The following is a 26778-nucleotide window of genomic DNA, read 5'->3' as shown; positions in this document are numbered from 1 at the left end:
GCGTCTACAGGCCCAGGGGAAGGCTGCTGTTATCTAATGCTGTCTTGAGTGAATGTGGCAATGCAAATCTTTTGCCACTTACGAGCGACTCATACCGCAAGCAGATTGGTATACACCGCCATGCCCGCGACTGCATCCACGCCAATCGCAGCCAGAGCATCAATCTCCTCCTGCGCACGAATGCCGCCGGCAACGATGAGCTGTCTATGCGTGAGTGCTCTCAGACGAGATGCTATCGCAACAGGAAAGCCCTGCATCAGTCCCTCGCCATCAATATGCGTATACAAAAATGCCCCGACGAAAGGCTCCAGCACGGGAATCGCTTCCTCTGCCGTAAGCGCGACCTGCATCTTCCATCCTTTGATCGCTATACGGCCATTGCGCGAGTCAATTCCCGCAACGATACGCTCAGCGCCGACAGCACTGGCGAGTTGATCGGCAAAAGCTGCATTCACGCTGCCTACTCCGTTCTCTTCTGTGAATAAAGAAGAGCCGACAATGACACGCTGCGCGCCTGCCGCCAATACGCGCTCCGCTCTCTCGACAGTCCCTATACCACCGCCGACCTGGCACGGTAGACGACCGGCAATCTGCTCGACGAGCGCGGAGTTATCTCCCTGGCGCATCGCGGCATCGAGATCGATGAGCTGCACCAGTGGATACTTTGAAAAACGTTCGATCCAGTATTCAAAATCATCAAATGCCAGGTGTAGCTTTTCACCCTGAATGAGCTGCACAATGCGCCCACCCATCAAATCAATTGAAGGAATCAACATGGAAGCCTCACCGGAATACCGCTCTGTGCAAGCTCTTCTTTAAGCGAACGAGCGCTCGACACGCCAAAATGAAAGATGCTGGCTGCAAGCGCCGCATCCGCTTTGCCTGCACCAAATACATTCGCAAAGTGTGCGACTGTGCCGGCACCACCTGAAGCAATCACCGGAATGCGAACCGCGGCGCTGACCGCAGCAGTAAGCTCACAGTCAAATCCCGCGCGCGTGCCATCCGAATCCATCGATGTCAGCAGAATCTCTCCAGCTCCCCTCGACTCTGCCTCCTGTGCCCACTCGACAACAGGGCGTCCCGTATCCTTGCGGCCTCCGTGCGTAAACACATGCGCACCGCGAACGGGGTCTATCGCCTCCGCATTTCGTCGCGCGTCAATCGCCACGATAACGGCCTGCGCTCCAAAGCTATTACCAATACTCGCAATGAGACCTGGATCGGCAAGCGCAGCAGAGTTGACGCTTACCTTATCAGCGCCTGCATCAAAGACTGCGGCCGCATCTTCGGCCGTTCGTATACCACCGCCGACAGTGAACGGAACAAAAAGCGATTGCGCAGTACGACGAACCGTATCGAGCAACGTCGCCCGCCCTTCATGCGTAGCCGTAATATCCAGCAACACAATCTCGTCCGCGCCCTCTTGCGCGTGCCGCGCGGCCAACGCCGCAGGGTCTCCCGCATCGATAAGATCCACAAACTGAACGCCCTTGACGACACGGCCATCCCGAACGTCAAGACAAGCGATGATCCGCCGCGTCAATGTTGTCTTTGAATTTGCAATCAGCATGCCTTGAACTCCAAAAAATTACTCAAAATTCTGAGGCCCGTCGCACCAGATTTTTCAGGATGAAATTGCACGCCAAAAACATTCTCATGTTCAACTGCCGAGGCAAAGGTTTGAATGTATCGCGTAACAGCAGCGGTAGGATTCTCAAGGCTGCCATCGCTCCCTTTCACATGCACCGTAGTTGGCACACGATAGGAGTGCGTGAAGTAAACAAACTCATTGTCCTGAACGCCATCGAAAAGCCGAGTCGCACGAAGACTGCGCGGTACAATTCGATTCCATCCAACATGAGGAACCTTCTCGTGCTCAGTGTTTCTTGAGTCCTCGGGAAAGCGATCGCATTGCCCTTGAAAATATCCCAAGCCCGGTTGATCTGGAGCCTCCCTGCTACCGGTAAGCAGCCATTGCATCCCAACGCAAATACCGAGGAATGGAGTGCCATCAGAAATCGCCGAAAGAATAGCCCGCGTGAGACCCGTTTCATCTAGCCTGCGCGTAGCACCAAAGTGACCGACACCTGGCAGAACAATGCGCTCTGCCCTGGCCAACACTTCCGGACTATCCGTCACAGTCACATCCGCGCCAAGATAACGCAATGCTTTTACTACCGAAGTAAGATTACCTGCCCTGTAATCAACGACAGTTACAGGTACTTGCGTGACAGAATTTTCCTTTTCTGCCATCAGAGCAGTCCCTTGGTGGACGGAAGCATTTCAGCCAGCCGCTCATCGCGAGAACAAGCCACTCGCAACGCACGGGAGAAAGCCTTGAAGATGGCCTCGATCTTGTGATGATTGCTGCGCCCGTACATCGTTTTCACATGTACATTGGCGCGCGCCCCACGCGCAAAACCCTCGAAGAAATCCACCACCAATTCCGTCTGCAGATCACCCACCAGCCGCGTGCGAACCTTGGTCTCAACCACGTATGCGGCTCGTCCACTGAGGTCGACAGCAGCGATAGCCAACGTCTCATCCATAGGCATCAGAAAGTACCCAGCACGAAGGATGCCACGCTTATCGCCGAGAGCACGATCGAATGCCTCACCCAGCGCAATGCCCACATCCTCAACCGTGTGATGCTGATCGACATCCAAATCTCCATCGCAAACAAGGTCGAGGTTGAAGCCGCCATGACGTGTGAACAGCTCCAGCATGTGGTCAAAAAAACGAATGCCTGTCTTGATCTTGTACTGGCCCTGCCCATCGATAACGAGATGCAGCTCAATCTTCGTCTCTGTAGTATTGCGAATGATCTCTGCGCCGCGCGGACTTGCTGCTGTAGTCATTGAGAAACTCCTGTGGACAATATCCCTGTCATTTAAATCCTTGTCATTGAAATCCCTGTCATTGAACGTTCAATCACGTCTAACGCTATGCGCATCTGATCGCGTGTTCCGATTGTGATTCGCACACAGCCGTCACAACCCGGATCGGCAGAACGATCACGCACCAGAATTCCTTCGCCCAACAGGTCGGCAACAAACTGCTTATGAGCCCCGCCAATGTTCACCAGAACGAAGTTGGCCTCCGTTGGCCAATACTGAAGACCAATACGCGTAAGCCCTGCTAAAAACTCCACTCGCGCCTGCGTGACTTCGTCCACATACCAGTCAAGATAGCTTTGATCTCGAATGGCCGCAGTAAGGCATGTGAGTGCAATCATGTTCACGCTGTATGGAGAAAGCACACGTCGAATCCAACGCAGATGTGCAGCATTCCCCGCCAGCAATCCAATACGCAGGCTCGCAAGCCCATACGCCTTTGAAAACGTGCGGGCGACAATGAGGTTAGGAACTTTGCCTACAAGATCCATCACCGTCTCGCCGTAAAAATGAAAGTAGGCTTCATCGACCAGCACCAATGCATTTGGCGCTGCGTTCGCTATAGCAAGTATTTGTTCACGCGTAGCGATACTGCCGGTAGGACTGTTGGGATTGGCAATGGCAATGAGTTTCGTCTTCGGAGTGATAGCGGCGAGCAGCTTCTCAAAAGGAAATTTGAAATCGGCATCTGCCTGCACCTTTACCAGACGCGCATCCGTAGAGGACGCATAAATTTCATACATCGTATAAGTCGGCACAGGCAATAACAACTCATCATCCACGTCCAGAAAAGCCTGGCATAGAACGTGTATTGCTTCATCTACACCATTGGTCAGGATCACCTGATCGGCAGCCAAACCCAGGTGCTCTGCAACCAATGCCTCGACAGGCCCGCGCTCTGGATAGCGTGTAAGATCTGTGGCTGAAATATTGTCCAACACCGCCTTAACCTGTGGCGAACAAGCCAGCGTATTCTCGTTGAAGTCGAGCCTGAGATGATCACGATTGCCCAGCGGCGGATGATACTCAGGCATAGCCGCAACACGCGGCCGCGGTTTAATTTCGCTTGTGATTTGCGGCTTGCTCATGCGCTTCCCTTCTCTTCAAGACGCGCACGTATGGCCTCAGCATGGCCAGTCAAGCCCTCTGCTTCCGCCAGTCGAATGGCCTTCGGCCCCAGCGTTCTCAATCCCGCCGCCGTGTACTCCTGTACCGTGATCAGCTTCACGAAATCCATCACGCTCAAGCCCCCGCGAACACCAGCCATACCACCTGTAGGTAGCGTGTGATTTGGACCAGAGATGTAATCGCCCATCGGTTGCGGCGAATGGGGGCCAACAAAGACGCTGCCCGCATTCTGCACCCAATCCAGATCAGCCGTTGCATCCACCGTTAGATGTTCAGGCGCGAGACGATTGGTGATTCCTTGAGCTTCTTCTTTGCTCGCTGCGAGAAAGATATATCCATTGTGGCGCAGCGCCTCTTTTGCAATTGGATTCGTGCGGCTGCGAAGCTTGACCTCAGTAAGCACTTCATTCGCGAGATCTTCCTTCGTCGTAATAAAAATAGCCAGCGCTTCAGGATCATGCTCAGCCTGGGCGATGAGATCGCTCGCAATGCCTTGAGAGGTGCCAAGGTCGCTGGTGACTACAATCTCGGTTGGTCCAGCAAGCATATCGATCGCGCAATCAAACGCCACAGCACGTTTCGCCGCGGTGACGTAAAGATTGCCAGGACCAACAATCTTGGCCACACGAGAAATCGACTCCGTGCCATAGGCCAACGCTCCAACAGCATGTGCCCCACCGATACGATAAAACTCGCTGACACCCAGTAGATGAGCCGTAGCCAAAGTCTCCCGAGCGGGGCGCGGCGATGTCACGACAATACGACGAACACCCGCGACCTGTGCGGGAATTACAGTCATCAGCATCGTTGAAGGCAATGGATGACGTCCACCCGGAACGTAGCAGCCTGCTGAATCCAGCGGCCGAATCAGTTGACCTGTGGTAAGTCCCTTGCCTGAAGAGGCACGCCAACTCTTCGGCATCTGATTCTTGGCAAACGCGCGAATCTGACGCGAGGCGACCGTAAGAGCTTCCTTCAAACTCGGATCGAGTTCGTTCCATGCAGATGCTGTCTCTTCAGGCGTAACACGTAAATTTTGAGTTTTGTCGAAGCCATCGAACTTCTTCGCATATCCCAGGAGTGCACTATCCCCTTGATGTCGAACATTGCGAAGAATCTTGTTCACGGCAGGCAGAACCGTATCGAGAGCAGCGCTTCCTCGTCTCTCCAACAAAGCAAGTAGCGCCTCAAATTGTTTTGCGCTACGACCAGTAGTCCGAATGATTCGCATGGAAAATCGCCACCTCGATGGGTCCAGCCCAACTATGATTTTGAGTTGAAAGGCGTGGTCAACGTAGCCTCGAAGGCCACCATAACGAACCACGCCCATGCCTCATTTCAATGGGAAAGTTACAGCACGACCTTGTTCAATGGGTACTCCACAATGCCCGTTGCCCCTGCGGCTTTAAGGCGAGGAATAACATCGCGAACAGTGCTTTCCTCAAGAATCGTATTCACTGCGACATATGCCGGATTGCTGAGTTCCGAGATCGTTGGCGAATTTAGCGCGGGCAACACATCCAGGATCTTCTGCAGATGCTGGCGCTGCACATTCAGCATCAATCCAACCTGTCCCTGGGCATCGATTGCCGCACGCAGCATCAGTGCCAGTGACTCAATTTTTTGTCGCTTCCATGCGTCAGCATATGCTGACTGGCTGGCAATGAGATGTGTCTCACTCTCCATCACAGTGTCGATAATAGTAAGACGATTCGCCTTGAGAGAACTGCCTGTTTCGGTGACCTCAACAATCGCATCAGCAAGCATGGGCGGCTTAACTTCCGTTGCGCCCCAACTGAACTCGACCTTCACATTGACACCCTTGTCGGCGAAGTAGCGCTTCGTAACTTCGACAAGTTCCGTCGCGATAATCTTGCCTTCCAGATCCTCTGCCTTTTCAAAGCCGCTACCCTCGGGCACAGCCAGTACCCAACGAACTTTGCGACGACTCTGCTTGGCATATGTGAGGGATGTGATGCTGTTGACCTTGAGCCCGCTTTCAACGACCCAATCGATGCCAGTCAGACCAGCATCCAACACACCATGATCGACGTAGCGGGCCATCTCCTGCGCGCGAATCAACATGCACTCAATCTCTTTATCGTCGATTGAAGGAAAATACGAGCGTCCATCGGCGTAAACATTCCAACCTGCGCGCTTGAAGAGAGCCAGGGTTGCATCCTGCAGGCTGCCTTTGGGAATGCCAAGGCGAATCTTATTTGCCACTTTGCACCTCTTGCAATTCGTTGGTTTTAACGAAATTTTGAATAGGAATGTTCTTGGTGAAGCATGAGATCGAGCCTTCGTGACAGACCAGTCCGTCGCCTTCAACCACCACGCGGAAAACGATCGTATCGTTATCGCAATCAGTAGCAGCGGAGACGATTCGCAGACGATTGCCGCTCGTTTCGCCCTTCATCCAAAGCTTCTGGCGAGTGCGACTCCAGAAGGTTACAAAGCCACTTTCCAATGTCTTGGCGTAGCTGATTTCATTGAGGAAACCAAGCATCAGCACCTCACCGGTTGCGGCATCCTGCACCACGCCGGGTATGAGGCCGTCCATCTTTTCAAAATCAATTGTGGGTAATGCAGTCATCGGAACTCTCTCATTCGTGGGTTGGGCCGCCGTCTTTCGGAGTGCCAGAACGAGCAAAAAGCCCGCTGGCGTCTGGCGCCGGCGGGCTTTTCAAATCTTTCGATCCTGCTGTTAACTTAGCTTTTCTAGCTTAAGCTGCAGCATTCCGCCGACATGGTCGTCCCATGATGATGGTGATGACGATGATGGAAGTGGATCTGCATCTGGAATTAAAACTAAGCAAGTCAGCTTCATTTGTCAAATACATCGCAGAAACTTTTCGCAAATAGATCGACTTACTGCAAAATGGGCTCATGCGCTTCCCACTTAAGCTGATAACGTGCAGTTTTGCCCTGTCCGTTGCGTCGACTATGACCGCCCAGAGCCTGCGCCCGCAACTTATCGACTTGAATCGCGCTACAGTCACGGAACTTATGACCGTATCTGGAATGACGCAGAGCTGGGCGGGAAGAATCGTCCGCTTTCGCCCGTATCGAACAAAACTTGATCTGGTAGATCGCGGAGTAATTACTCCCGATGTTTATCGCCGCATTCGCGCAAATATTATTGCGCATCGAGTCGCTTCAGCGTCCAGCCCCACTCCAGCTAAAACACGCGATCGACTCAACGAAGACACATATTGATTGGCTCATCGGGAAATGCGCTACATTAAGATACGCGATATATATAGGGACCATGAAGTGTAGTCTTCGGAAGATCAACAAAAATCCCATATCTCCGTTGCAGAGATATGGGATTTTCATTCTATTTCGAAAAGTTTCTCGACTTACTTACTGCCCTCCGCAGCAACAGCCGCGCCAGGGCCTGCGTGTGAGGATGTCCCCCGCTTGAACTTCGACAACACTGTGCTCAGAATGACGTAGAGAACAGGAATGAAAACCAGGTTCAGGATTGTCGACACCAACATTCCTCCAACAATCGTAGTACCAACGGAGTGCCTTCCCAACGCACCAGCACCAGTCGCAAAAACAAGCGGAAACACACCAAGAATAAACGCGAAGGAGGTCATCAGAATTGGCCGCAATCGCAGTTCCGCCGCTTCAATCGCAGCTTCCGCAATTGACTTTCCCTTCCCGCGCAGTTGTTCAGCAAACTCCACGATAAGAATGGCGTTCTTCGCTGAGAGGCCAATCAGCATCACCAATCCGATCTGGCAATACACATCGTCCGATAAACCACGCACGGCAACTGCACTCAACGCACCGAGCACGGCCATAGGTACAGCAAGCAAGATGATGAATGGCAGTGCGAAGCTTTCATACTGAGCTGAAAGGGTGAGATACACGACGAGCAGCCCCAGCGCAAAGATCACAATAGCCTTGCCACTGGACTCGATTTCTTCCTGAGTCAGCCCCGTCCAGCTAAATGTCATGCCCGGCATCATGATGCTTGTGGCCAGCTTCTCCATCGACTTGATGCCTTCACTGGAACTATGGCCTGGAGCAGAACTACCGTCGATCTCTACCGAGCGGAAGAGATTATAGTGCGATATGACCTGCGGCCCCGAGGTCTCTCTCGAGCTGATCAAACTATCGAGTGGCACCATCTGCTGCGTGGTATCAGAGCGCACGTAGAACGAATGCAGATCGCGTGCCTTCATACGAAATGGTTGATCTGCCTGCACATAAACGCGATAAGTCCGGTTGTTGTAATCGAAGTCATTGATGTATTCCGAACCCATGAATACGTTCAATGTTGTGGATATCTGCGTCAGAGAAACACCCATTGCCTTGGCCTTTTGGCGGTCAATGGTTACCAGCAGTTGCGGATCGCTCGCGGAGAAGCTCGTAAAAAGCCCCGCCAGTCCCAGCTTTGCGTCCTGCCTACTCGCGCCAATAATGGTATGCGAAATCCGATCAAGATCAGCGAGTGTATTCTTTCCCTCGTCCTGCAGCATGAACTGAAATCCACCATAGGAGCCCAATCCTTGAACCGCTGGCGGTTCGAACATAGCCACCGTGCCGCCTGGAACCATGAAGAGTCTAGGCCCGAGCGAAGCTACGATGTCGGCAGATGAATGCCCCTTGCCGAGTCGTTCATTGGATGGTTTAAGTGCCGCAAAGATGATGCCGCCATTAGGCGAGTTACCGCTTAGACCAAAGCCAGAAACCGCAAATGCACCTGCGATATCAGAACTTTGGGCGAGTATCTGCTGGGCCCGATCCGAGATAGCCGTTGTATCCGAAAGTGAACCTCCCGGAGGCCCCTGCACGATGACCATGAGATATCCCTGATCTTCCTGCGGAATGAATCCAGTAGGCACGTGGAGGTACATGTAGCCGGTAGCCGCAAGCCCTGCGAAAAAGACGATCAGCAGCAGGTAACGCAGTTTGAGTGCAACGTGAATCAGCTTGGCATACGTGCGCGAGATCCACTCGATCAGATCATCAATGCCATGCGCAACCTTGGAATAACCATTCGCAAGAATAGGGATGCGCAGAAAGTCCAGTTGATGATACTTCGCTTCTTCTCCGCGTAAGAATAACGCAGCCAGAGCAGGGGAAAGCGTCAACGCATTGAAAGCAGAGATCGCGATGGCAAAAGCAATTGTCAACGAAAATTGCCGGTACAGAATGCCTGTCGTTCCGGGGAAAAACGATACCGGGACAAATACCGCGATCAGTACAAGAGATGTTGCAATAACCGCACTCGTCACCTCGCCCATGGCGCGTGACGTAGCCTCGTGCGGATTGGTGTGATCACTCGCGATATGCCGTTGCACATTCTCGATCACGACAATGGCATCATCGACAACCAGGCCCGTGGCAAGGGTAATTCCAAAGAGCGTAAGCGAGTTAATCGAGAAGTCGAATATCTTGATGAAAGCAAACGTTCCGATAAGCGAAACCGGGATAGTCACAGCCGGAATAATCGTTGCTCGCCAATCCAGAAGAAACAGGAAGATGACGACAATGACGATGACAATCGCCTCGCCCAACGTCACAAGCACTTCATGAATCGAGTCGCCAACAATGGTCGTTGAGTCAAAAGCAACCGCATATTCGAGCCCCGGCGGAAAGCTCTTCGAGAGCTCTTTGAGCATTGCCTTGGCATCGCGATCCACCGCAAGAGCATTTGCGTTTGAGAGTTGCTGAACACCTATGCCTACTGCCGTAAAGCCGCTGAACTTGAGATTGCTGCTGTAGTCCTCAGCACCTACGACCGAGTGACCAACATCTTTAAGCAGGACCAATCCGTTGCCGGTATTCTTGACGACGATGTTATCAAATTCCGTAGGACTGGTTAGCCGCCCTGCAACGCGCACCGCAACCTGATAACTCTGCGTATTATCCGATGGTGGTTGACCGAGCTGTCCCGCAGGCACTTCAATATTTTGCTCGCTCAGCGCATTGACTACATCCGTTGCGGTGAGTTGACGCGCAGCCAGCTTTTGCGGATCCAGCCATACGCGCATAGCATATTTGCGCTCGCCAAATATCACCACATCGCCGACGCCCGGCACGCGCTTCAGAGCATCTTTCACATACACATCGAGATAGTTGGAGATGAACTCATTCGAATAGCGGTTGTCGCGCGTAAAGAATCCCGAACCGAAAACGAAGTTGCTGTTTGCCTTGGTAATCGTGATGCCAGTCGAATTTACAGCAGAAGGCAATCGCCCAGTAACACTCGAAACACGGTTCTGCACATCGACCGCTGCGATCGAAAGATCGTATCCAGTATCAAACGTTACAGTGATCGTGCTAAGGCCGTTGTTCGTGCTTGAGGAGCTGATGTAATGCATTCCCTGCACGCCGTTGATTGACTCCTCCAGCGGAATCGTAACCGCCTTCTCAACAGTCTCAGCATCTGCGCCCACATAGGAACTGGAAACCTCCACCTGCGGCGGTGCCAGTTGCGGATAAAGCGCAATCGGAAGTGTAGGAATGCAGACAGCACCGGCAAGAATAATGAGCAATGCCGACACCGTGGCAAAGACCGGACGGCGAATGAAGAAATCTACGAACAAGGCTTATTTCCTTCCTCAAACCTGGCTTGCTCAACGCAAGATATCTTCGGAGCTGAGCATTTCACAAGCGCCTATGTCACCCACAGCACGCGCATCAACATGGCCTGATCGATCACGAGCTATGCGTGAGGCAACACGGGCATGTTGTCTACCAGGAACTGCGTACCCGAGACGATAACCTGATCCCCGACCTTGATACCTGAAGTAATGGAATAGTTATTGTCCACCGTATCCCCCAGTGTGACCGCAATCTGCCTGGCGGCGACATGGCCATCCGGCTGCTTCACTGCCAGGAAGACAAAACTCTGGCCGCCCTGTCGCGATACAGCAAGCACAGGAACCACAGGCATTGGCGCGGTCTTCCAAATCACGCGAGCCTTGACTAGCTGCGCAGCACGGAAAACTCCAGCAGCCCCACTATGCACAGGAGCCTTCAGCAAAATCCCCTGCGTGGAACTGTCGACCTGAGGCGAAAGAAAATCCACCTTGCTGCTTTCGAGTACCTTGCCGTCGGTATCCAAAACCTGCACCGGCAGACCGTTGCGCACTTCCCCACCGCGCTCCGTAGGGACATAGATATAGGCCTCAAGATCCTTATTCTCGTCCACCGTCGTCAACGCAGTGGTAGTGGTGGCATAGTCCCCCACATGAACAGGAATATCTCCGACGACTCCATCAAATGGCGCGCGGATGAGGTAATACGCAAGCTGCTCTTCAAGCGACTTGCGCGTGGCAATTGACGATTCCCAGTCAGCGCGGGTGTTCTGATACGACTGTTCCGCCTGGTCCAGTGTGTCCCGGCTGGTGACCCCGGCAGCGAAGAGCTTTTTCTGGCGATCAATCTCGAGGGTGTTGTAGTCGTAGAGAGCCTTCTTCTGGTTTTCAGTTGCCCGCTGCGCGTCCACAAGAGCCTGCTGGCGTATGGGGTCAATCACCATAAGCGGTTGCCCGGAATGGACATGATCACCCGACTTGACCAGTATTTGCGTCAGGTTGCCATCGACCTGAGGCATCAGGGTGACGGAGCGCCGCGATTTGATCGTGGCCACGTAATCTGAACTTTGCTCTACAGGAACAAGAGTCACATCCTGCGTCTGTACCGGCAGTGCCTGCATGGCTGGCTCCTTGGCCGTCTCTGCAGGTTTGCAACCCGTAAAAAGAATCATGGCTGCCGGAACAAGAACAATCACCGATTTCAAGTGTCTCAACGATGGACCTCGCTTGCTGTTTCGTCGCCGTACGGCGGGTCTTGGAAATTTATGCAAGTCACGTCAAAGGGGTTATGCCGCGCCTGCAAAGACCGAAGCATGACAGTTCGCACAGAAAAGTAACCCAGGCTAATCCTGCGATAGGTATGTCAGACGGTTGGCTGCCTTGAAAATTGTATTTCATCGCCCACCCCACGTGGGATCTGACCGCCAGTAGCATCAACTCAGCTGCTACAACGCAAACGGGTTGAAATTCGTTCCCCTGTCGTAAACATCCACATTTTCGGCTCGTTTGAGAAATCTCACAACAACATAGGTCATCGGAGTCGCCAACGTCTCGTAAACCACTTTGATTCCATAAGATGAGGCGATCAGGATAAGGATTTTGGCTGGCGGAGCGACTCCCCAAAACGCGATCAGAATAACAACTACCGTATCCACCAACTGTCCGCTGATCGTGGAACCTATAGTCCGAGTCCAGAGATAGCGGCCGTTCGTGAGCAGCTTGAGCTTGGCCATTGTGTAGCTGTTTGTGAATTCACCAGCCCAGTAAGCCACAAGGCTGGCAATCGCGAACCTGGGCACCAGGCCAAAGACCGTCTTGAATGCCTCCTGGTCATGCCATCCCGGTGCCGGCGGCAGCGCAACCGCTACCTGTCCCATCACCGCCAGCAACCCCATTCCAAAAAATCCAAGCCAGATGGCCCGCCGCGACGCCGCATATCCGTATACCTCGGTAAATACATCGCCGCAGATATAAGTGATAGGAAACAGCAACTGCGCCCCACTGACCAACAGCGGACCGATCTGACAGAGCTTAGGCCCCACCAGGTTGGAGACCATGAGAACGACCACAAATCCGATTGTCAGTGTATCGAGATAGCGAAAACGCGGCATCTCCCATAAGATTACCCGACCCGAAACTCCGAACTCCGCTCGAACACCCTGAACTCACGCATCCAATTCTTTGACACACAGCATACAAGTTGTTAGCCTCAAAAGAGTGCGGCAGTGCAGGGAACACCCAACACCGCCAGCCGCGTCCCCGTCGTCTAGCCCGGCCTAGGACACCGCCCTTTCACGGCGATAACACGGGTTCGAATCCCGTCGGGGACGCCAATTAAATCAGTAGTTTACAAGATTGTCACGACGTTCAAAATATCAAGATACTCGTGTGAGAGTGTTAAGTATCTTCCAAACGAAATTGCCTAGCCTAAATGAATTTTCCTGCTGCCACCTTCGTGGCATGCACTTGCTATGTAAATGCAAATTATTCAATGCTAAAGTTTAGCATATGAAATCACTTAAATTTGTTGCCTTTGCTGCAATGCTCTGCGCGAGTCTCTGTGCGTTCGGGCAATCCCCCATTCCAAGCTGTCCAACAGATAACGGTGCCTATTACCTTAAAGGAAGTGAATGGATATCGATGGACGCGACCCACTCGGTTGGCTTCAAGACCACGAACGTTGCGGGAGCAGCCTTCAGCTACGGCGCCGCCAAAGCGAGAGTGAAAGCTCAGTTCAGAGACGGCAAGTCGCCCTATCAGCTCGATAGTCCTGGCTTTGCGGTATGTCTTGTCGGCGTAGCCGATTCAGGCCGCGACATCACTCTGGCTAAATTCCAGGAGGAAAAAGATAGACGCGAGATTTCGATGGCAAGCTATCGAGTGTGGACAGGAATCAACGCGCAACTAGATCCTAAAACGATCGTGCCAACAACCGTGGAAAAGAAAGCGAACAAAGTTTATTTGGTAACATCCAAAGACGCTTTACCTGTTGGCGAATTCATTTTATTTACGATCGTGCCGGATGTGCAGGCAATGGTAAAAGCCAACACCCCTTCATCGCTTGGAGGATATGACGTAGGCTATCACTCGAAGTAGAGAAACAGGCGAATGCTTCAGCGCAGCAGAGCATTATGGGTTGCATTCGCCTGCCCAGGCAAGTATCAATCAGCCGCCAAGCGCTAATCCGTTACCCTCAACACACCTGGAAGTCATCGCGTCTTTCGCTCGCAGTAGAGTTGCAGATGCGATATGAGCGAGCTTGGCTTTCACTTTGACTTGCACATCTAATACAGGCCCAGCTGAAAAGATGTTTGTAGTAGAAGAAACCCTTTGCCTCATCCACCCTCTTATTCACTGCTCTGCATCTGTTCTAGAACGTGACTCGGGCAGTTTTGGAAGGCAACCAGCCGTATCTCACAGATCTCACTCGCCATTAAGCCAAGACGTTTACCGTTTCGTTATAATGAAAAAGGCGCACTATCGTGCCAAATGTGGCAGAACTAAAGCGAAAGTGCTCAGAAGAGCCCAATGGGTTTGTTCGGCCAGGTGCCTTCGGCTTCGTGCGAATATTGCCGATGTAGCCACGTTCAAAGCCAAAGGGAGACATGACAAAAGCTCACCAACATCCTCTCGAAGAGATCCTCCACAGCCGAATTGCGATCATTGACGGGGCGATGGGCACCACGATCCGTACCTATGGCATGACGGAAACGGACATCCGCGGCGACCGCTTCAAGAATTCGACCAAGGATTTGCTCAACAACGGCGATCTCTTTTCCCTGACCCAGCCGGAGATGATCTGCGACATTCATCGACGCTTTCTCGAGGCCGGGGCGGACATCATCGAGACAAATACCTTCGGCGCGACCAGCATCACACAGAGCGAATTCTTCGTAGAAGACCCGCGAGAGCACGGCGGCAGGAAAGATCCTGATTTCTACCAGAAAATCATCGATGATCCCTCGCTTGGCAACCTGGCATGGGAGATCAATGAACAGTCCGCACGACAGTGCCGCGAATGGGCCGATCGAGTAGGAAGCGCAACCGGCCGTCAACGTTTCGTAGCTGGAGCAATCGGACCTTTGACTGTGTCTCTTTCGAACTCTCCGGATGCAGATGATGCCGGTTTCCGAGTGGTCACGTTCGATCAGGTTAAGACCGCCTACGCACAACAGGTGCGTGCGCTCATCGCCGGAGGCTCAGACCTTCTACTGGTCGAAACCATATTCGATTCACTGAATGCCAAGGCAGCTCTTGTCGCCATCCGCGAAGTATTTGATCAGGACGGCCTCACTGCGAACCGCAAGGAACTGCCGGTGATGATCTCGGCAGCGGTTGGGCGCGGCGGCGAGACGCTGATCTCCGCGCAGACCACAGAGGCGTTCTGGAATGCAGTGCAGCACGTAAGACCACTATCCGTGGGACTCAACTGCTCGCTCGGTCCAGATCTGATGTATCCGTTTCTTGAAGAACTCTCCGAGAAGGCAGACGTGGCAATCTCCTGCTATCCAAATGCTGGTTTACCTAACCCTCTATCAGAAACAGGATTTGATTTAGGACCGCCGGATATGGCTCGCTATCTGGGCGACTTTGCACAGGGCGGCCTGATCAATATTGCAGGTGGCTGCTGCGGCAACACGCCTGAGCACATTGCAGCTATAGCCAGGGCTCTTGACGGCAAGGCTCCGCGCAAGTTCGAGGTCAGAGCGTGAGCGAGAACGTGGACACGAACCGAGGTAGAACTGAGACGAAGCCCCTCCGCCTATCGGGGTCGCAGCCATTTACCCAGCAGCCCGGCGTCTACATCATGATCGGTGAGCGAACCAACGTTGCTGGTTCGCCCAAATTCGCCAAACTGGTTAAAGAAGGCAAGTTCGAAGAAGCAGTAAGCGTAGCTCGGCAGCAAGTCGAAAATGGCGCGAATGTCCTCGACATCTGCATGGACGAAGGCATGATCGACGGCGTCCTGGCCATGACACGCTACCTGCAGTTACTGGCCAGCGAGCCGGAGGTCGCCAAGGTTCCCTTCATGGTCGACTCTTCGAAGTGGGAGGTCATTGAGGCCGGCCTCAAATGCCTGCAGGGCAAGGGCATTGTGAATTCGATCTCCTTAAAAGAAGGCGAAGAAAAGTTCCGCGAGAATGCCGCGAAGGTGTCGAAATATGGTGCCGCAGTCGTAGTAATGGCCTTCGACGAACAGGGACAGGCCGCGACTTTTGAGGAGAAGATTCGAATCTGCGAGCGCGCCTATCGAATTCTCGTAGACGAGGTCCATTTTCCTCCCGAAGACATCATCTTCGACCCAAACATCCTCACCGTTGCCACCGGCATGGAGGAGCACAACAACTATGCCGTTGACTTCATCAACGCAACACGTTGGATCAAGACAAACCTGCCACACGCAAAGGTCAGCGGCGGCGTCTCGAATATCTCATTCAGTTTTCGCGGCAACAATAAGGTTCGAGAAGCAATGCACTCCGCGTTTCTCTATCACGCCATAGCTGCGGGCATGGATATGGGCATCGTCAATGCCGGAATGCTCGAAGTCTACGAAGAGATTGAGCCGGAGCTAAAAGTACTGGTTGAGGACGTGCTGTTGAACCGCCGCCCCGACGCTACTGAGCGCCTGGTCGAGCATGGCGAAGCTCTAAAAGCAGAAGGGTCAAGCGCTGGCACCGCAGCCGGAGAGAAAAAGGCAGAAGAGTGGCGCAACGGCACGGTGGAGAGTCGCCTCTCGCACGCGCTGGTCAAAGGAATCGACGCATATATCGAGCTTGATGCAGAAGAGGCACGCGTCAAGCTGGGTCGGCCACTGTTAGTTATCGAAGGCCCGCTGATGGCCGGCATGAGCGTGGTAGGCGATCTTTTTGGAGCAGGCAAAATGTTCCTGCCCCAGGTGGTCAAGTCTGCCAGAGTAATGAAGAAAGCCGTGGCGCACTTGACGCCTTTCATGGAGGCCGAAAAGGCTGCTATGGAAGCGTCCGGGCTGGTGGTCAAAGCGCAGGGAAAGATAGTGCTCGCAACCGTCAAGGGAGATGTTCACGACATCGGCAAAAACATTGTCGGCGTCGTCCTGGCCTGCAACAACTACGAGGTCATCGACATGGGCGTGATGGTCTCGTGCGAAAAAATCCTCGAACGTGCCAAGGCAGAGAAGGCGGATCTGATCGGCCTCAGCGGACTGATCACACCCTCTCTCGATGAAATGGTGCACGTGGCCAAGGAGATGGAGCGCCAGGGGTTCAAGCTTCCACTGCTTATCGGCGGAGCAACTACGAGCAGGGCGCATACGGCTGTCAAAATTGCGCCACACTACAGTGAGCCGGTAGTGCATGTATTGGATGCAAGCCGTGCCGTACCTGTGACCACCAGCCTTTTGAGTGAAGACGGTAAAGATGAGTTCGTAGCCAAGCATCGCGCCGACTATGAAGCACTTCGCAAAGCCCACTCAGCTCCGCGCCAGAAAGTTGTCTCGCTTGAAACTGCTCGTTCCAGACGTACTCCGATCGAGTGGCGCATCGAAGATCTTCCCGTCCCGGCATTTACCGGCGTTTGCGTATTGGATAATTTCCCTCTTGCGACACTGCGCGAATTCATTGACTGGACGCCGTTCTTCCATACCTGGGGGCTTAAAGGCGTTTATCCCCGCATTCTTGAGCACGAGGAGCACGGTGCGCAGGCTCGTCAGATCTTCACCGAAGGCAATGCCCTTCTGGATCTCATCATTGAGAAAAACCTGATCGCTGCCCGGGGCGTCTATGGATTCTTTCCCGCCAACGCTGTGGGAGACGATGTCGAGTTGTACACCGATGACACGCGCGAAACACCTCTGAATCGATTTCACTTTCTCCGCCAACAGGCCAACCGGGAAGGAAGCGAACCATGTCGATCGCTCTCCGACTTTATCGCTCCGAAAGAAACGGGATTACCGGATTACATCGGTGGTTTCGCAGTAACCAGCGGAGTCGGGGTAAAGGAGCTTTGCGACCGCTTCAGAGCCGAGAATGATGATTACAACGCGATCATGACAGAGGCCATTGCCGATCGCCTCGCTGAAGCATTCGCCGAATGTCTGCACAAGCGTGTACGGGATGAGTGGGGTTACGGTTGCGAAGAGGGTCTGAGTAACGCAGATCTGATCCACGAAAAATATCGCGGAATCAGGCCCGCCGCAGGATACCCCGCATGCCCGGATCACACAGAAAAAGGCCCGCTCTGGCACTTACTCGATGTGCAGGCGAATACAGGAATGCTGATTACCGAATCGTTTGCGATGTGGCCTGGCTCAAGCGTGAGTGGCCTCTACTTCGCTCATCCGGAATCACGATATTTCAGCCTCGGCAAGATTGACCGTGATCAAGTGGTCGATTATCACGAGCGCAAGGGAATGAGCGTGGCCGAGGTGGAGCGCTGGCTTGGACAGAACCTGAACTACGATCCAGCAGAATAGCGACCTAATCCATATCCGTAACATCCGATAAATCAGCCACTGTTTTTTCAGCAACAGATAATGGCGGTTCGCGAGTGACACACAAGAAACTTCCTGCCGTGCATCCACCGAACCGCTATCGTCCCGCCATCGTCGTTAACTCTGCGTGGCGATCTGCGATATGGAACGTTCGTGCCATCGCCCCCGTGTGAAATCAGGGAACTTTACCGGTGCACTACCGTTCGCTACCGAGCTTCTGCTCAGTGGGCCGGGCGCAGACCACGCTGCAGCATCGTATACGTCCATATCCGGGATCAGCCCCTCGCGCAGACATTGCATCAGGCGATACAGCATGATGTAGTCCATGCCACCATGCCCTCCAAGCTTCTTCGCAATCTCACCTTCCTGCTTCCACAGTGGATGCTGATGTTCCTTGTAGGAATCAATGCTGCCCCAGGCTTCGCCTCCAGGCTGTCCATCAAAATAAATTCGTGGTGGATAGTCTGCGAAGATGCCCTTAGTGCCCGCAACCAGGTTGATACGGCTATAAGGCTGTGGGTTTGAAGTATCGAATTTCAATGTGATCGTAAGTCCCTTGGCCGTCTTGATGAGCGACGTATTCATATCCCCCGTCACGTATTTCTCAGACCACTTCGGATCGCCCGCCGGGGTATGCGCCTTACGATATTCCTCAAGCCCACGCTGCTGTGTACTCATCGAGACGATGTAGTCAAAACTGTCGCCTCGCTGAATGCCCATATAGTTTGCAACCGGCCCCAAGCCATGCGTCGGATAGAGATTGCCATTGTGTAGCGTATGCGCAGTGCGGCGCCACAATCCCTCTCCCTTGTTAGAAAAAAGCTCCTCGCGAAGATCATGAAGATATGCACCTTCGCCATTGAGAATGTCGCCGAAAAGCCCCGCGTGGACCATCCTGAGAATGAGTGTCTCGTTGTATCCATAGCAACAGTTCTCAAGCATCATGCAATGACGTCGAGTCTGCTCGGACGTGTCGACAAGCTTCCAGCAATCCTCGATCGAGGTCGCAGCCGGAACTTCGACAGCAGTATGCTTGCCATGCTTCATACTCGCAACTGCCATCTCCACATGCCAATTCCATGGAGTCGCAATAATTACGAGATCGAGATCGTCTCTCGCCACCAGCGACTCAAAAGCATGATCCCCATCCGTGTAGAGTTCCGGAGCCTTCTGCCCGGCCTTCCCTATCAGAGACTGTGCATGCTCCGCCTTCTCGCGCACCACGTCGCAGACCGCAAGCACCTTTACATCCGCTGCAAGTAGATTTTCCAGCAGCGACGTGCCTCTGCCTCCAGTTCCGATGAGACCGACCCGTGGATCTTTTACCGGAGCAAAGGGTACGTCGATCATGCTGGACGCGTGAGATTTTGCAGCTTCCGCATGGAGTTGCGGAATGCTCATGCCAACAGCGGTTATACCGCCGAGCCGAAGGAAGTTTCGCCGCGACAAATCATCGAGTGAACCAAGTGTTTCGTCGTTCATATGTCTCCTGATATTGGTGCGCAAGTTTCAATAGCAAAATTCTCAGTTAGAGGGATCTGACAGATCCAATACTTCTACTCGATCAATATACATTCGCTTTCTTTCTATGGCACTTGTCGGTCGCTGTATGCTACCTTACAAACCTAATATCGTGCCAGATTTGACGCAATTGTATTGCCCAGACGGAAAGATCCCAATCGATAAATCATGCCGGGGTGAGTTAAATGCATGCAACAATCAGTACGAAATATCCCGAGATTGCCTCTCCACGGGTAAGCCAGCAGGTCAAGGTTTCAGTACCGCCGCGCAACATTGCCGTGGACGCCTATCGTGGCCTGGTCATGCTGCTCATGATGGGCGAAATCCTGAGCTTCTACGCGGTCTCGCGAGCCTACCCGAACAGTCTCTTCTGGCACGTGCTGGCATACAACCAGACACATGTCCAGTGGGCTGGGCTTGGTCTTCACGACATGATCCAGCCGTCGTTCACCTTTCTCGTCGGAGTCGCTCTCCCCTATTCCATCGCGAGTCGTTTACGCAAGAATCAGAGCTTCGGCAAGCAGTTAGCGCACACCATATGGCGAAGCCTGCTACTCATCGCGCTCGGCATCTTTCTCCGCTCCACGCATAGCCCACAGACCAACTTCACCTTTGAAGACACTCTTACGCAGATCGGCCTCGGATACACATTGGTATTCCTGCTGGCTTACTGCAAACCAAAGTGGCAGTGGATTGGCCTGGCTGCAATCCTGTTCGGCTACTGGCTCGCATGGGCACTTTATCCCGCTCCCGGACCGAACTTTGATTACACCGCCGTCGGAGTTCCGGCGAACTGGCACCACAATTTCACCGGCTTCGCCTCACACTGGAACAAGAACAGCAACCTCGGCCAGGCCTTCGATCTCTGGTTCCTGAATACTCTTCCCCGTGCATCGCGCTTCGCCTTCAACGATGGCGGTTATCTCACCCTGAGCTTCATCCCGACGCTTGGCACAATGCTCCTGGGCCTCCGCGCCGGCGAATGGTTTCGCTCTGCGTCGCCCAGGATTCCTGTAAAGAAATTCCTCATCGCAGGATCGCTCCTGATGGCCGCTGGCGCCCTGTTACATGTAACTGGAATCTGCCCCATTGTGAAGCGTATCTGGACACCAAGCTGGACACTGTTCAGCGGAGGAATCTGCTTCTTCTTCCTCGCTGTATTTTCGTGGGTAATCGACATCAAGGGATATCGCCGATGGGCCTTCCCTCTGGTTGTTGTCGGCATGAACTCAATAGCAGCCTATTTGATCGCCCATCTGTGGGAAGACTTCATCGTAGAAAATCTGCACATCAACCTGGGCCGCAAATTATTTCAGGTATTCGGCCTGGGCCTCGAACCCCTCATGCTTGGAATTTGCGTGATGCTGATCTACTGGGTTCTGCTTTTCTGGATGTATCGCAGAAACCTTTTCCTTCGTATCTGATCATCCGCGCTTGCAATATTTTTTGTACAACCAGCAAAAATCTGACACCGCTCACAGGAGTTTCCTCGTAGTGAATCCGAAAGTGCCACTTAGACGGCCAGTGGCTTACGTTTCCCGATTTCTTCGAAATGCCGTTGTTTTCAGTAAGCGTTTTCACGTTTAAAACGGATTTTTCAAGGAATACTCTTGATAACCATTCTCACGTTTCTAATCTTTATTCGATGCGTGGCCGTGTTACATTAAGTCACGTGCTTTCAATTGCATCGACTCATAAGTCTCTTCATGCCATCTTTATGCCAAAAGAGCTAAAATCATGCAGTGAAGATAACTTCTTTCGGTTGGAATGCGTCCAACAATTTCAGGAGTTTGTTTCCGATAAACTACTGAAAAGGCAGAAATTGACCGAAATTGTACAGAACTCGAAGTTTCTCTTGAGACTATCGCGAAACCGTTGATAGCGCGCTAAAATATCCACGCACTACGTATGCGTAGAATCCCGGGATCAACGAAATGCACTTCTAGTTTTTGCTTGGCTATATGGGGAGGTTCTTCAGTTCATGAAAATGAGTGGCGCGCAGCGCGTCTCGGACCAATTAACCTGGGAGAATACCGGGATCGCCGACCAGGTTGTAGCACCCGCCAAGCAGGCCCGACCACATCTGTGGGCAGTTTCCCCTACCCATTTGCCGACCGTGGTATCCCGAACGTTTTCGCTGCGATACTCCTTTGCGAAGCGCTCCCTTGATCTGCTGGCTTCCGCCGTGCTCATGACCCTCGTTTTTCCCATGTGCCTAGTGATTGCCATTTGCATCAAAATGACCTCGTCCGGGCCAATTTTCTATCGTGAAGAGAGAATTGGGAGATTCGGCATCCCTTTCCGCATTGTGAAGTTCCGTTCCATGTACTCGCGCCAACACCAATGCGATGTATTGGGTATCTCTGAAGACGACCCGCATATCATTCACAAACGCAATCTTAAAAAGACTCCCGAGGATTCCCGCATCACCCCAATCGGGCAGTATCTGCGCAAGTGGAGCCTTGATGAGCTCCCGCAGTTGATCAATGTATTTCGCGGCCAAATGTCGTTGGTAGGGCCTCGCCCCATTGTCGAAGCCGAGAGAACCTTGTACGGGCCATTGATGAGCTATTACACGCTCCTCACTCCCGGAATGACCGGCCTCTGGCAGATTTCAGGAAGAAGTGGAATCGGTTTTGAAGGGCGCTCTTACCTGGATAGCGACTATGGCAAACGCTGGAGCCTGCTTCTCGATCTTGAGATTCTGGCAAAAACCGTCCCAGTGGTATTGGCCAGAACAGGCGCCTACTAGCGCCGTTGATCAGCGGTAAGCCCAAAATCACCCTTGCGGATACCCGGAACTAACCAAAACCAATTTGATAGATTCAGGGCATGCATTGCATGCCCTGAATCGCGAGAACACAAAAGTCCGCTTGGCTTTCTCTTGAAATACCAGCTAATCCGAAATTCCATAGAATCGTCTGGTTCCCACTCTCAGAAACACACTAGCTCCAGTGCATATTGTCCCTTGAGCCCATCAAAATCACAAGCTGGCATAAGCTCTACTTTCTCCATCCCTTCTCTCCTCGAATAGAGGTTTAGATATGGATGTTCGATGTTTATGGCTTCACCTCCGCGTTGTATGCTGAGGAGAAGCCAAGATGATTGAAATGAATGAGGCGAACCTGAGTATGCGTCGTAAACATCCGAAATATCTTCCGTTGATTCTAGCGGTCGGAACACTTTTCTCCACCGTTGCCATTGCAACAGCACAGGATCAAACGGGGAACGGTGCGGATAATGGCCTCTTCAATTCACTGGGCGGAGGCAGTTCCAATGGCTCGGCCGACGACCAAAGCCAGGGACAGGGGCAAAACGGACAGCAAAGCCCTCAGCTAAATGTGAACCCGCGTGGGATCGACCTGCAAAACTCCCGTGACCAAAATCCAAATCAGGTCAGAACCAACCCCCTCAACGAAGATGCCCAGGGCCTGAGAAATTTGAATGCGCTCCCTCCGGATCCTCCTACAGAGTTTCAGCGAATGGTCGCTAACTCGACAGGTCGAATGCTGCAGATCTACGGCGCTAAACTTTTTCGGAATGCCCCAACAACCTTTGCGCCACTAGATAAGGTTCCTGTCACGCCAGATTACGTCGTAGGTCCAGGCGATGAATTGCTCATCCAAATCTGGGGTCAGGTCACTCTCAACTCTCGTTTCACCGTAGACCGCACCGGAAATATCTACATCCCTCAGGTCGGTACGGTTCGAGTCGTTGGGTTGCAGTTCGGGCAACTGCAGGACTACCTGAAAACACAGATTGGAAGGGTTTTTCGCAACTTCGATCTGAATGTAAACATGGGGCAGCTTCGTTCCATTCAAGTATTTGTAGTTGGCCAGGCTCGGCGCCCTGGAAGTTACACCATCAGTTCCCTGAGCACATTGGTGAATGCATTGTTTGTCACTGGCGGTCCTAATCCCCAGGGCAGTATGCGCCATATCCAGTTAAAACGCTCAGGCAAAGTCCTGACAGATTTCGATCTATACGACCTTCTGTTGCACGGAGACAAGAGCAACGACACGCAACTGCTTCCTGGCGATGTCATCTACATACCCCCCGTAGGTGCCCAGGTTGCCGTCGCAGGCAGCATCAATTCGCCCGCTATTTATGAGCTGAAGTCGATGACTGACTCCACGATCGGTGACGTCCTAGAACTTGCTGCAGGCCCGACAAATACCGCGTCTCGCGATAAAATCCGGATCGAACGAATAGACGACCATCGCATGCGCAGCGTGATCGATCTGGCACTCGATACCGTTGGTCGCAATCAAAAATTGAAAGACGGCGACATCCTGGAATTGGTCGCCATTATCGATAGATTTAAGGATGGAGTAACCCTGCGCGGCAACGTCGCCAACCCCGGGCACTACGCCTGGCGATCGGGAATGCACGTCAGCGAGTTGTTCCCCGACAAAGACGCCTTGATCACCCGCGACTATTGGATAAAGCGTGGACGCCTCGGCGACCCAGTCCTTGGGTATCTGCCGATCTGCCCGCCCAATACATCTCAGAACAGAGACATGGGGCTTTCGCCAAACCAGGGTAACAATACGGTTCAGAATACAGGCATCAATGGACCGAATCCCCCTGTACGTTCCTACGGACTGGCAGGCAATGACTCGCCTCAGGACTGTATCCCGGAAACACCGAATAATGGGTATAGCGTCAGTTCGGAATACAGTTCGGGCACAGATAACGTAGCTGGCGCCGCGTACGGTACGAACAATACAAACGGTGTCAACAACTACGATCGCGGAAATGTTTCAAATTCAGCCGCAATGAATAATTACCCGCTGCAGAGCCAGGGTCTGAATCGCCAACTGCCAGACGATACGTCCTCCGAAGCAGGACAAGGTGCTTCCCGAGGAAGCGCGGCAGAGGCAATGGTAGGCAGATATCCGGGGCAGTTTCCGCCGCGCAACGATGTTGCGTTGAGCGCTCCCGACATCGACTGGAGCTATGCCGTAATTGAACGGCAAAATAAGGAAACGCTCACTACTTCCCTATTCTCGTTCAACCTAGGCGGCCTTGTTCTCCGTCATGACAGCACGCAGGATCTGGAGCTTCAACCAGGCGATGTCGTCACGATTTTCTCTAAAGCTGACATCCAGGTCCCGCAGACAGAACAAACCAAGCTGGTTCATCTTGAAGGAGAGTTTATTTCTTCCGGTATCTACAGCGTCAAACCGGGCGAAACACTCAGAGACTTAGTCCAGCGCGCAGGCGGATTCACGGCAGATGCCTACCTGTACGGCTCCGAGTTCATGCGCGAATCAACGCGACGAGTACAACAGCAGCGCCTCAATGAGTACATCAACGAGATCTCCCTGCAAGCCACAACGAATTCGGTTAACTCTGCCAGCCGTTCGATCAGTGCACTCGATACTGCTGCCGCCCAGGCTCAGGCCACGCAAAGCCAAAGCGTAATCAGCAATCTTCGCCAGGCAAGGGCGAGTGGACGCATTGTCCTCGGACTGCACCCCGATAGCGATTCCGTGGCTCAGCTTCCCGCAATCCCTCTTGAAGATGGCGACCGCTTTGTCATCCCGCACATACCTGCGACCGTCAGTGTCACGGGCGCGGTATACAACCCCAACGCATTTTTGTTCGGTTTGCACAGCCATCTGCGCGACTATCTCAATCAAGCGGGCGGCCCCAATCGTGACGCCGATCGCAAGCGTGCTTACATCATTCGCGCCGATGGATCGGTCATCAGCAAACAGCAGATCGCCAAGCTCGGCAAAGACAAATTCGGCGCTCTGCTCATCTACCCTGGAGACACGATCGTCATCCCGCTTAACCTGAACAAGGGTGTTGCCCTGCGCAATATAGTGGATATCTCCCAGATTGTCGGCCAGTTTGGAATCGCACTAGCCGCAACCAACGTCATCTTCTAATCCAACAAATTTGAGTGCTCGATTCACTTCAAAAGTAATCGAGCACTCAAACGGAATGCTATATCTTCACAACGCAGCTAAGATTAAAGCCGCCCTTCAGCCCTCAGCCTCTCGGCAAGCACGTCCGTATACTTATTCCCCGATCCCGTATTGAACAGCACAACTCGATCATCCGGCGAAAGAAATCCCGTCTGCAAAAGATGATCGTATGCTGCCGTAGAGGCAGCCCCCTCCGGCGACAAGAGCAGCCCCTCATTCGACGCCCAGTCCAATAAAGACGCGAACAAAACATCATCGCTGAGAGCCAGAGCAACACCACCGGACTCACGCACAATCTCCAGAATCAATGCGTCCCCATAAGGCTTCGGAACGCGCAAGCCTGAAGCAAATGTATGTGCATTCTGCCACATCTGGCTGACGTTCTCGCCGTTATCAAAGGCTCGCGCAACCGGCGCACAGCCCGCAGCCTGCACCGCAATCATCTTCGGCCGCTTGCCCGTAACCCAACCAAGCTGCTCCATCTCTTCAAACGCTTTCCACATACCAATGAGCCCGACACCGCCGCCCGTCGGATAAAACACTGCATCTGGATACTCCCACCCAAGCTGCTCCACCAACTCATACCCCATGGTTTTCTTTCCCTCCACGCGAAACGGTTCCTTCAGCGTCGAGATATCAAACCAGCCTTCTTTTTCCTTGCGCTCCGCAACCATTCTTCCGCAGTCGGAAATCAATCCATCCACCAGCGTAAGATGAGCACCATAAGCGGCGCACTCCACCTGGTTGGCCATTGGAACATCCTTAGGCATAAAGATATGCGCCTCAATACCCGCTGCCGCCGCATATGCGGCCAGTGCACCACCCGCGTTGCCCGCAGAGGGTGCAGCCAATTTGCGAATCCCATAATGCTTCGCCATGGTCACAGCCATACCCAGGCCGCGCGCCTTGAACGTGCCGGTAGGATTCGCGCCTTCTTCCTTCAGCCAGACATTTGCATAGCGCCTGCTCGCAAGCATGGGAGTCCATCCCTCACCCAACGTCACTGGCTCGACATCCGGCAGTACCGAGCGATAACGCCACATCCCATCCCATGGAACATCCTTGCGGCCCACAGCATCTCGCCGCGCAAGGCCAGACGCCTGCGATAAATCGTAACGAACATAAAGTGAGCCCGCGCAAACCGTGCAGACGGTCTGAGGAGTCGTGGCATCCAGTTGTTGATGGCATCGTGAGCATTCTAGATAAGTAATCCGTGGCATTAACCTAGAATACTGGAATGCACCGCAAGCACTCAGCCCCTCGGCTGC

Annotated in this window: 20 protein-coding genes and 1 tRNA gene; 8 read left to right on the top strand and 13 right to left on the bottom strand. The window is 53.1% G+C overall.

Annotated elements, in window-relative coordinates; genetic code table 11:
• Window positions 1-89: 89 nt before the first annotated feature.
• From OHL19_RS16375 to hisI, 8 genes are all read right to left on the bottom strand, one after another.
• Entirely contained in the window at window positions 90-776 is a 687-nt protein-coding gene (locus OHL19_RS16375; RefSeq protein WP_263358811.1) for a HisA/HisF-related TIM barrel protein, read from the bottom strand.
• On the bottom strand, window positions 770-1573 hold the full coding sequence (gene hisF / locus OHL19_RS16370; RefSeq protein WP_263358810.1) for an imidazole glycerol phosphate synthase subunit HisF: 804 nt from the start codon (window positions 1571-1573) through the stop codon (window positions 770-772). The genes OHL19_RS16375 and hisF overlap by 7 nt, the downstream gene beginning before the upstream one ends.
• Complete coding sequence (gene hisH / locus OHL19_RS16365) at window positions 1567-2256, bottom strand: imidazole glycerol phosphate synthase subunit HisH (protein WP_263358809.1); 690 nt, start codon at window positions 2254-2256, stop codon at window positions 1567-1569. The genes hisF and hisH overlap by 7 nt, the downstream gene beginning before the upstream one ends.
• Entirely contained in the window at window positions 2256-2861 is a 606-nt protein-coding gene (gene hisB, locus OHL19_RS16360) for an imidazoleglycerol-phosphate dehydratase HisB (RefSeq protein WP_263358807.1), read from the bottom strand. The genes hisH and hisB overlap by 1 nt, the downstream gene beginning before the upstream one ends.
• 32 nt (window positions 2862-2893) lie before the next feature.
• On the bottom strand, window positions 2894-3985 hold the full coding sequence (hisC, locus tag OHL19_RS16355; protein ID WP_263358806.1) for a histidinol-phosphate transaminase: 1092 nt from the start codon (window positions 3983-3985) through the stop codon (window positions 2894-2896).
• Entirely contained in the window at window positions 3982-5256 is a 1275-nt protein-coding gene (gene hisD, locus OHL19_RS16350) for a histidinol dehydrogenase (protein WP_263358805.1), read from the bottom strand. The genes hisC and hisD overlap by 4 nt, the downstream gene beginning before the upstream one ends.
• 119 nt (window positions 5257-5375) lie before the next feature.
• Window positions 5376-6251: an ATP phosphoribosyltransferase gene (hisG, locus tag OHL19_RS16345; protein ID WP_263358804.1), complete on the bottom strand. Its 876-nt coding sequence runs from the start codon at window positions 6249-6251 to the stop codon at window positions 5376-5378.
• On the bottom strand, window positions 6241-6621 hold the full coding sequence (gene hisI / locus OHL19_RS16340) for a phosphoribosyl-AMP cyclohydrolase (protein WP_263358803.1): 381 nt from the start codon (window positions 6619-6621) through the stop codon (window positions 6241-6243). The genes hisG and hisI overlap by 11 nt, the downstream gene beginning before the upstream one ends.
• A gap of 350 nt (window positions 6622-6971) precedes the next feature.
• On the opposite strand from hisI, the gene OHL19_RS16335 reads away from it, so the two are divergent.
• Window positions 6972-7244, top strand: a complete 273-nt coding sequence (locus tag OHL19_RS16335) for a ComEA family DNA-binding protein (protein WP_263358802.1) — start codon at window positions 6972-6974, stop codon at window positions 7242-7244.
• A 143-nt stretch (window positions 7245-7387) separates the two neighbouring features.
• On the opposite strand, the gene OHL19_RS16330 is transcribed toward OHL19_RS16335, so the two are convergent.
• From OHL19_RS16330 to OHL19_RS16320, 3 genes are all read right to left on the bottom strand, one after another.
• The gene (locus OHL19_RS16330) at window positions 7388-10591 is read right to left on the bottom strand and encodes an efflux RND transporter permease subunit (protein ID WP_263358801.1); all 3204 of its coding nucleotides are present in this window, start codon (window positions 10589-10591) and stop codon (window positions 7388-7390) included.
• Between the two features lie 119 nt (window positions 10592-10710).
• Complete coding sequence (locus tag OHL19_RS16325; protein ID WP_263358800.1) at window positions 10711-11799, bottom strand: efflux RND transporter periplasmic adaptor subunit; 1089 nt, start codon at window positions 11797-11799, stop codon at window positions 10711-10713.
• Window positions 11800-12030: 231 nt separating this feature from the next.
• Entirely contained in the window at window positions 12031-12696 is a 666-nt protein-coding gene (locus tag OHL19_RS16320; RefSeq protein WP_263358798.1) for a queuosine precursor transporter, read from the bottom strand.
• A 144-nt stretch (window positions 12697-12840) separates the two neighbouring features.
• Between OHL19_RS16320 and OHL19_RS16315 the strand changes: the two genes are divergently transcribed.
• The 4 genes from OHL19_RS16315 (at window position 12841) to metH (ending at window position 18035) form a co-directional block, all read left to right on the top strand.
• Window positions 12841-12918: transfer RNA gene (locus OHL19_RS16315), tRNA-Glu, on the top strand.
• A 175-nt stretch (window positions 12919-13093) separates the two neighbouring features.
• Window positions 13094-13681, top strand: coding sequence for a hypothetical protein (locus tag OHL19_RS16310; RefSeq protein WP_263358797.1), 588 nt, complete (start codon window positions 13094-13096; stop codon window positions 13679-13681).
• 509 nt (window positions 13682-14190) lie between these two features.
• The gene (locus OHL19_RS16305) at window positions 14191-15297 is read left to right on the top strand and encodes a homocysteine S-methyltransferase family protein (RefSeq protein WP_263358796.1); all 1107 of its coding nucleotides are present in this window, start codon (window positions 14191-14193) and stop codon (window positions 15295-15297) included.
• Window positions 15294-18035 carry a methionine synthase gene (metH, locus tag OHL19_RS16300; RefSeq protein WP_263358795.1) on the top strand — a complete coding sequence of 914 codons (2742 nt, stop codon included), beginning with the start codon at window positions 15294-15296 and terminating at the stop codon, window positions 18033-18035. Before OHL19_RS16305 ends, metH begins: the two co-directional genes overlap by 4 nt.
• A gap of 135 nt (window positions 18036-18170) precedes the next feature.
• On the opposite strand, the gene OHL19_RS16295 is transcribed toward metH, so the two are convergent.
• Window positions 18171-19535 carry a Gfo/Idh/MocA family protein gene (locus OHL19_RS16295; protein ID WP_263358794.1) on the bottom strand — a complete coding sequence of 455 codons (1365 nt, stop codon included), beginning with the start codon at window positions 19533-19535 and terminating at the stop codon, window positions 18171-18173.
• A 224-nt stretch (window positions 19536-19759) separates the two neighbouring features.
• Here OHL19_RS16295 and OHL19_RS16290 point away from each other — a divergent pair, with 224 nt between their 5' ends.
• From OHL19_RS16290 to OHL19_RS16280, 3 genes are all read left to right on the top strand, one after another.
• A complete protein-coding gene (locus OHL19_RS16290) occupies window positions 19760-20998 on the top strand; it encodes an acyltransferase family protein (protein ID WP_263358793.1) in 1239 nt (412 codons plus the stop codon).
• Window positions 20999-21555: 557 nt separating this feature from the next.
• Window positions 21556-22326, top strand: coding sequence for a sugar transferase (locus OHL19_RS16285; protein ID WP_263358792.1), 771 nt, complete (start codon window positions 21556-21558; stop codon window positions 22324-22326).
• 349 nt (window positions 22327-22675) lie between these two features.
• Window positions 22676-25471: an SLBB domain-containing protein gene (locus tag OHL19_RS16280; protein WP_263358790.1), complete on the top strand. Its 2796-nt coding sequence runs from the start codon at window positions 22676-22678 to the stop codon at window positions 25469-25471.
• 83 nt (window positions 25472-25554) lie between these two features.
• Here OHL19_RS16280 and OHL19_RS16275 read toward each other — a convergent pair whose 3' ends face one another.
• Window positions 25555-26730, bottom strand: coding sequence for a threonine synthase (locus tag OHL19_RS16275; RefSeq protein ID WP_263358789.1), 1176 nt, complete (start codon window positions 26728-26730; stop codon window positions 25555-25557).
• Between the last annotated feature and the right edge of the window lie 48 nt (window positions 26731-26778).

The organism is Acidicapsa ligni, assembly GCF_025685655.1.
GTDB lineage: Bacteria > Acidobacteriota > Terriglobia > Terriglobales > Acidobacteriaceae > Acidicapsa > Acidicapsa ligni.
The sequence above is the reverse complement of the archived record's forward strand: the minus strand, read 5'-3'. Positions and strand labels throughout refer to the sequence as shown.

Bases quoted from the DNA above. Each gene is read 5' to 3' on its own strand.
- OHL19_RS16295 (WP_263358794.1), bottom strand. From the start codon at position 19,535: ATGAACGACGAAACACTTGGTTCACTCGATGATTTGTCGCGGCGAAAC.
- OHL19_RS16375 (WP_263358811.1), bottom strand. From the start codon at position 776: ATGTTGATTCCTTCAATTGATTTGATGGGTGGGCGCATTGTGCAGCTC.
- OHL19_RS16285 (WP_263358792.1), top strand. From the start codon at position 21,556: ATGAAAATGAGTGGCGCGCAGCGCGTCTCGGACCAATTAACCTGGGAG.
- OHL19_RS16320 (WP_263358798.1), bottom strand. From the start codon at position 12,696: ATGCCGCGTTTTCGCTATCTCGATACACTGACAATCGGATTTGTGGTC.
- OHL19_RS16335 (WP_263358802.1), top strand. From the start codon at position 6,972: ATGACCGCCCAGAGCCTGCGCCCGCAACTTATCGACTTGAATCGCGCT.
- OHL19_RS16290 (WP_263358793.1), top strand. From the start codon at position 19,760: ATGCATGCAACAATCAGTACGAAATATCCCGAGATTGCCTCTCCACGG.
- hisF (WP_263358810.1), bottom strand. From the start codon at position 1,573: ATGCTGATTGCAAATTCAAAGACAACATTGACGCGGCGGATCATCGCT.
- OHL19_RS16275 (WP_263358789.1), bottom strand. From the start codon at position 26,730: ATGCCACGGATTACTTATCTAGAATGCTCACGATGCCATCAACAACTG.
- OHL19_RS16280 (WP_263358790.1), top strand. From the start codon at position 22,676: ATGATTGAAATGAATGAGGCGAACCTGAGTATGCGTCGTAAACATCCG.
- hisI (WP_263358803.1), bottom strand. From the start codon at position 6,621: ATGACTGCATTACCCACAATTGATTTTGAAAAGATGGACGGCCTCATA.
- hisD (WP_263358805.1), bottom strand. From the start codon at position 5,256: ATGCGAATCATTCGGACTACTGGTCGTAGCGCAAAACAATTTGAGGCG.
- hisB (WP_263358807.1), bottom strand. From the start codon at position 2,861: ATGACTACAGCAGCAAGTCCGCGCGGCGCAGAGATCATTCGCAATACT.
- OHL19_RS16305 (WP_263358796.1), top strand. From the start codon at position 14,191: ATGACAAAAGCTCACCAACATCCTCTCGAAGAGATCCTCCACAGCCGA.
- hisH (WP_263358809.1), bottom strand. From the start codon at position 2,256: ATGGCAGAAAAGGAAAATTCTGTCACGCAAGTACCTGTAACTGTCGTT.
- hisC (WP_263358806.1), bottom strand. From the start codon at position 3,985: ATGAGCAAGCCGCAAATCACAAGCGAAATTAAACCGCGGCCGCGTGTT.
- OHL19_RS16310 (WP_263358797.1), top strand. From the start codon at position 13,094: ATGAAATCACTTAAATTTGTTGCCTTTGCTGCAATGCTCTGCGCGAGT.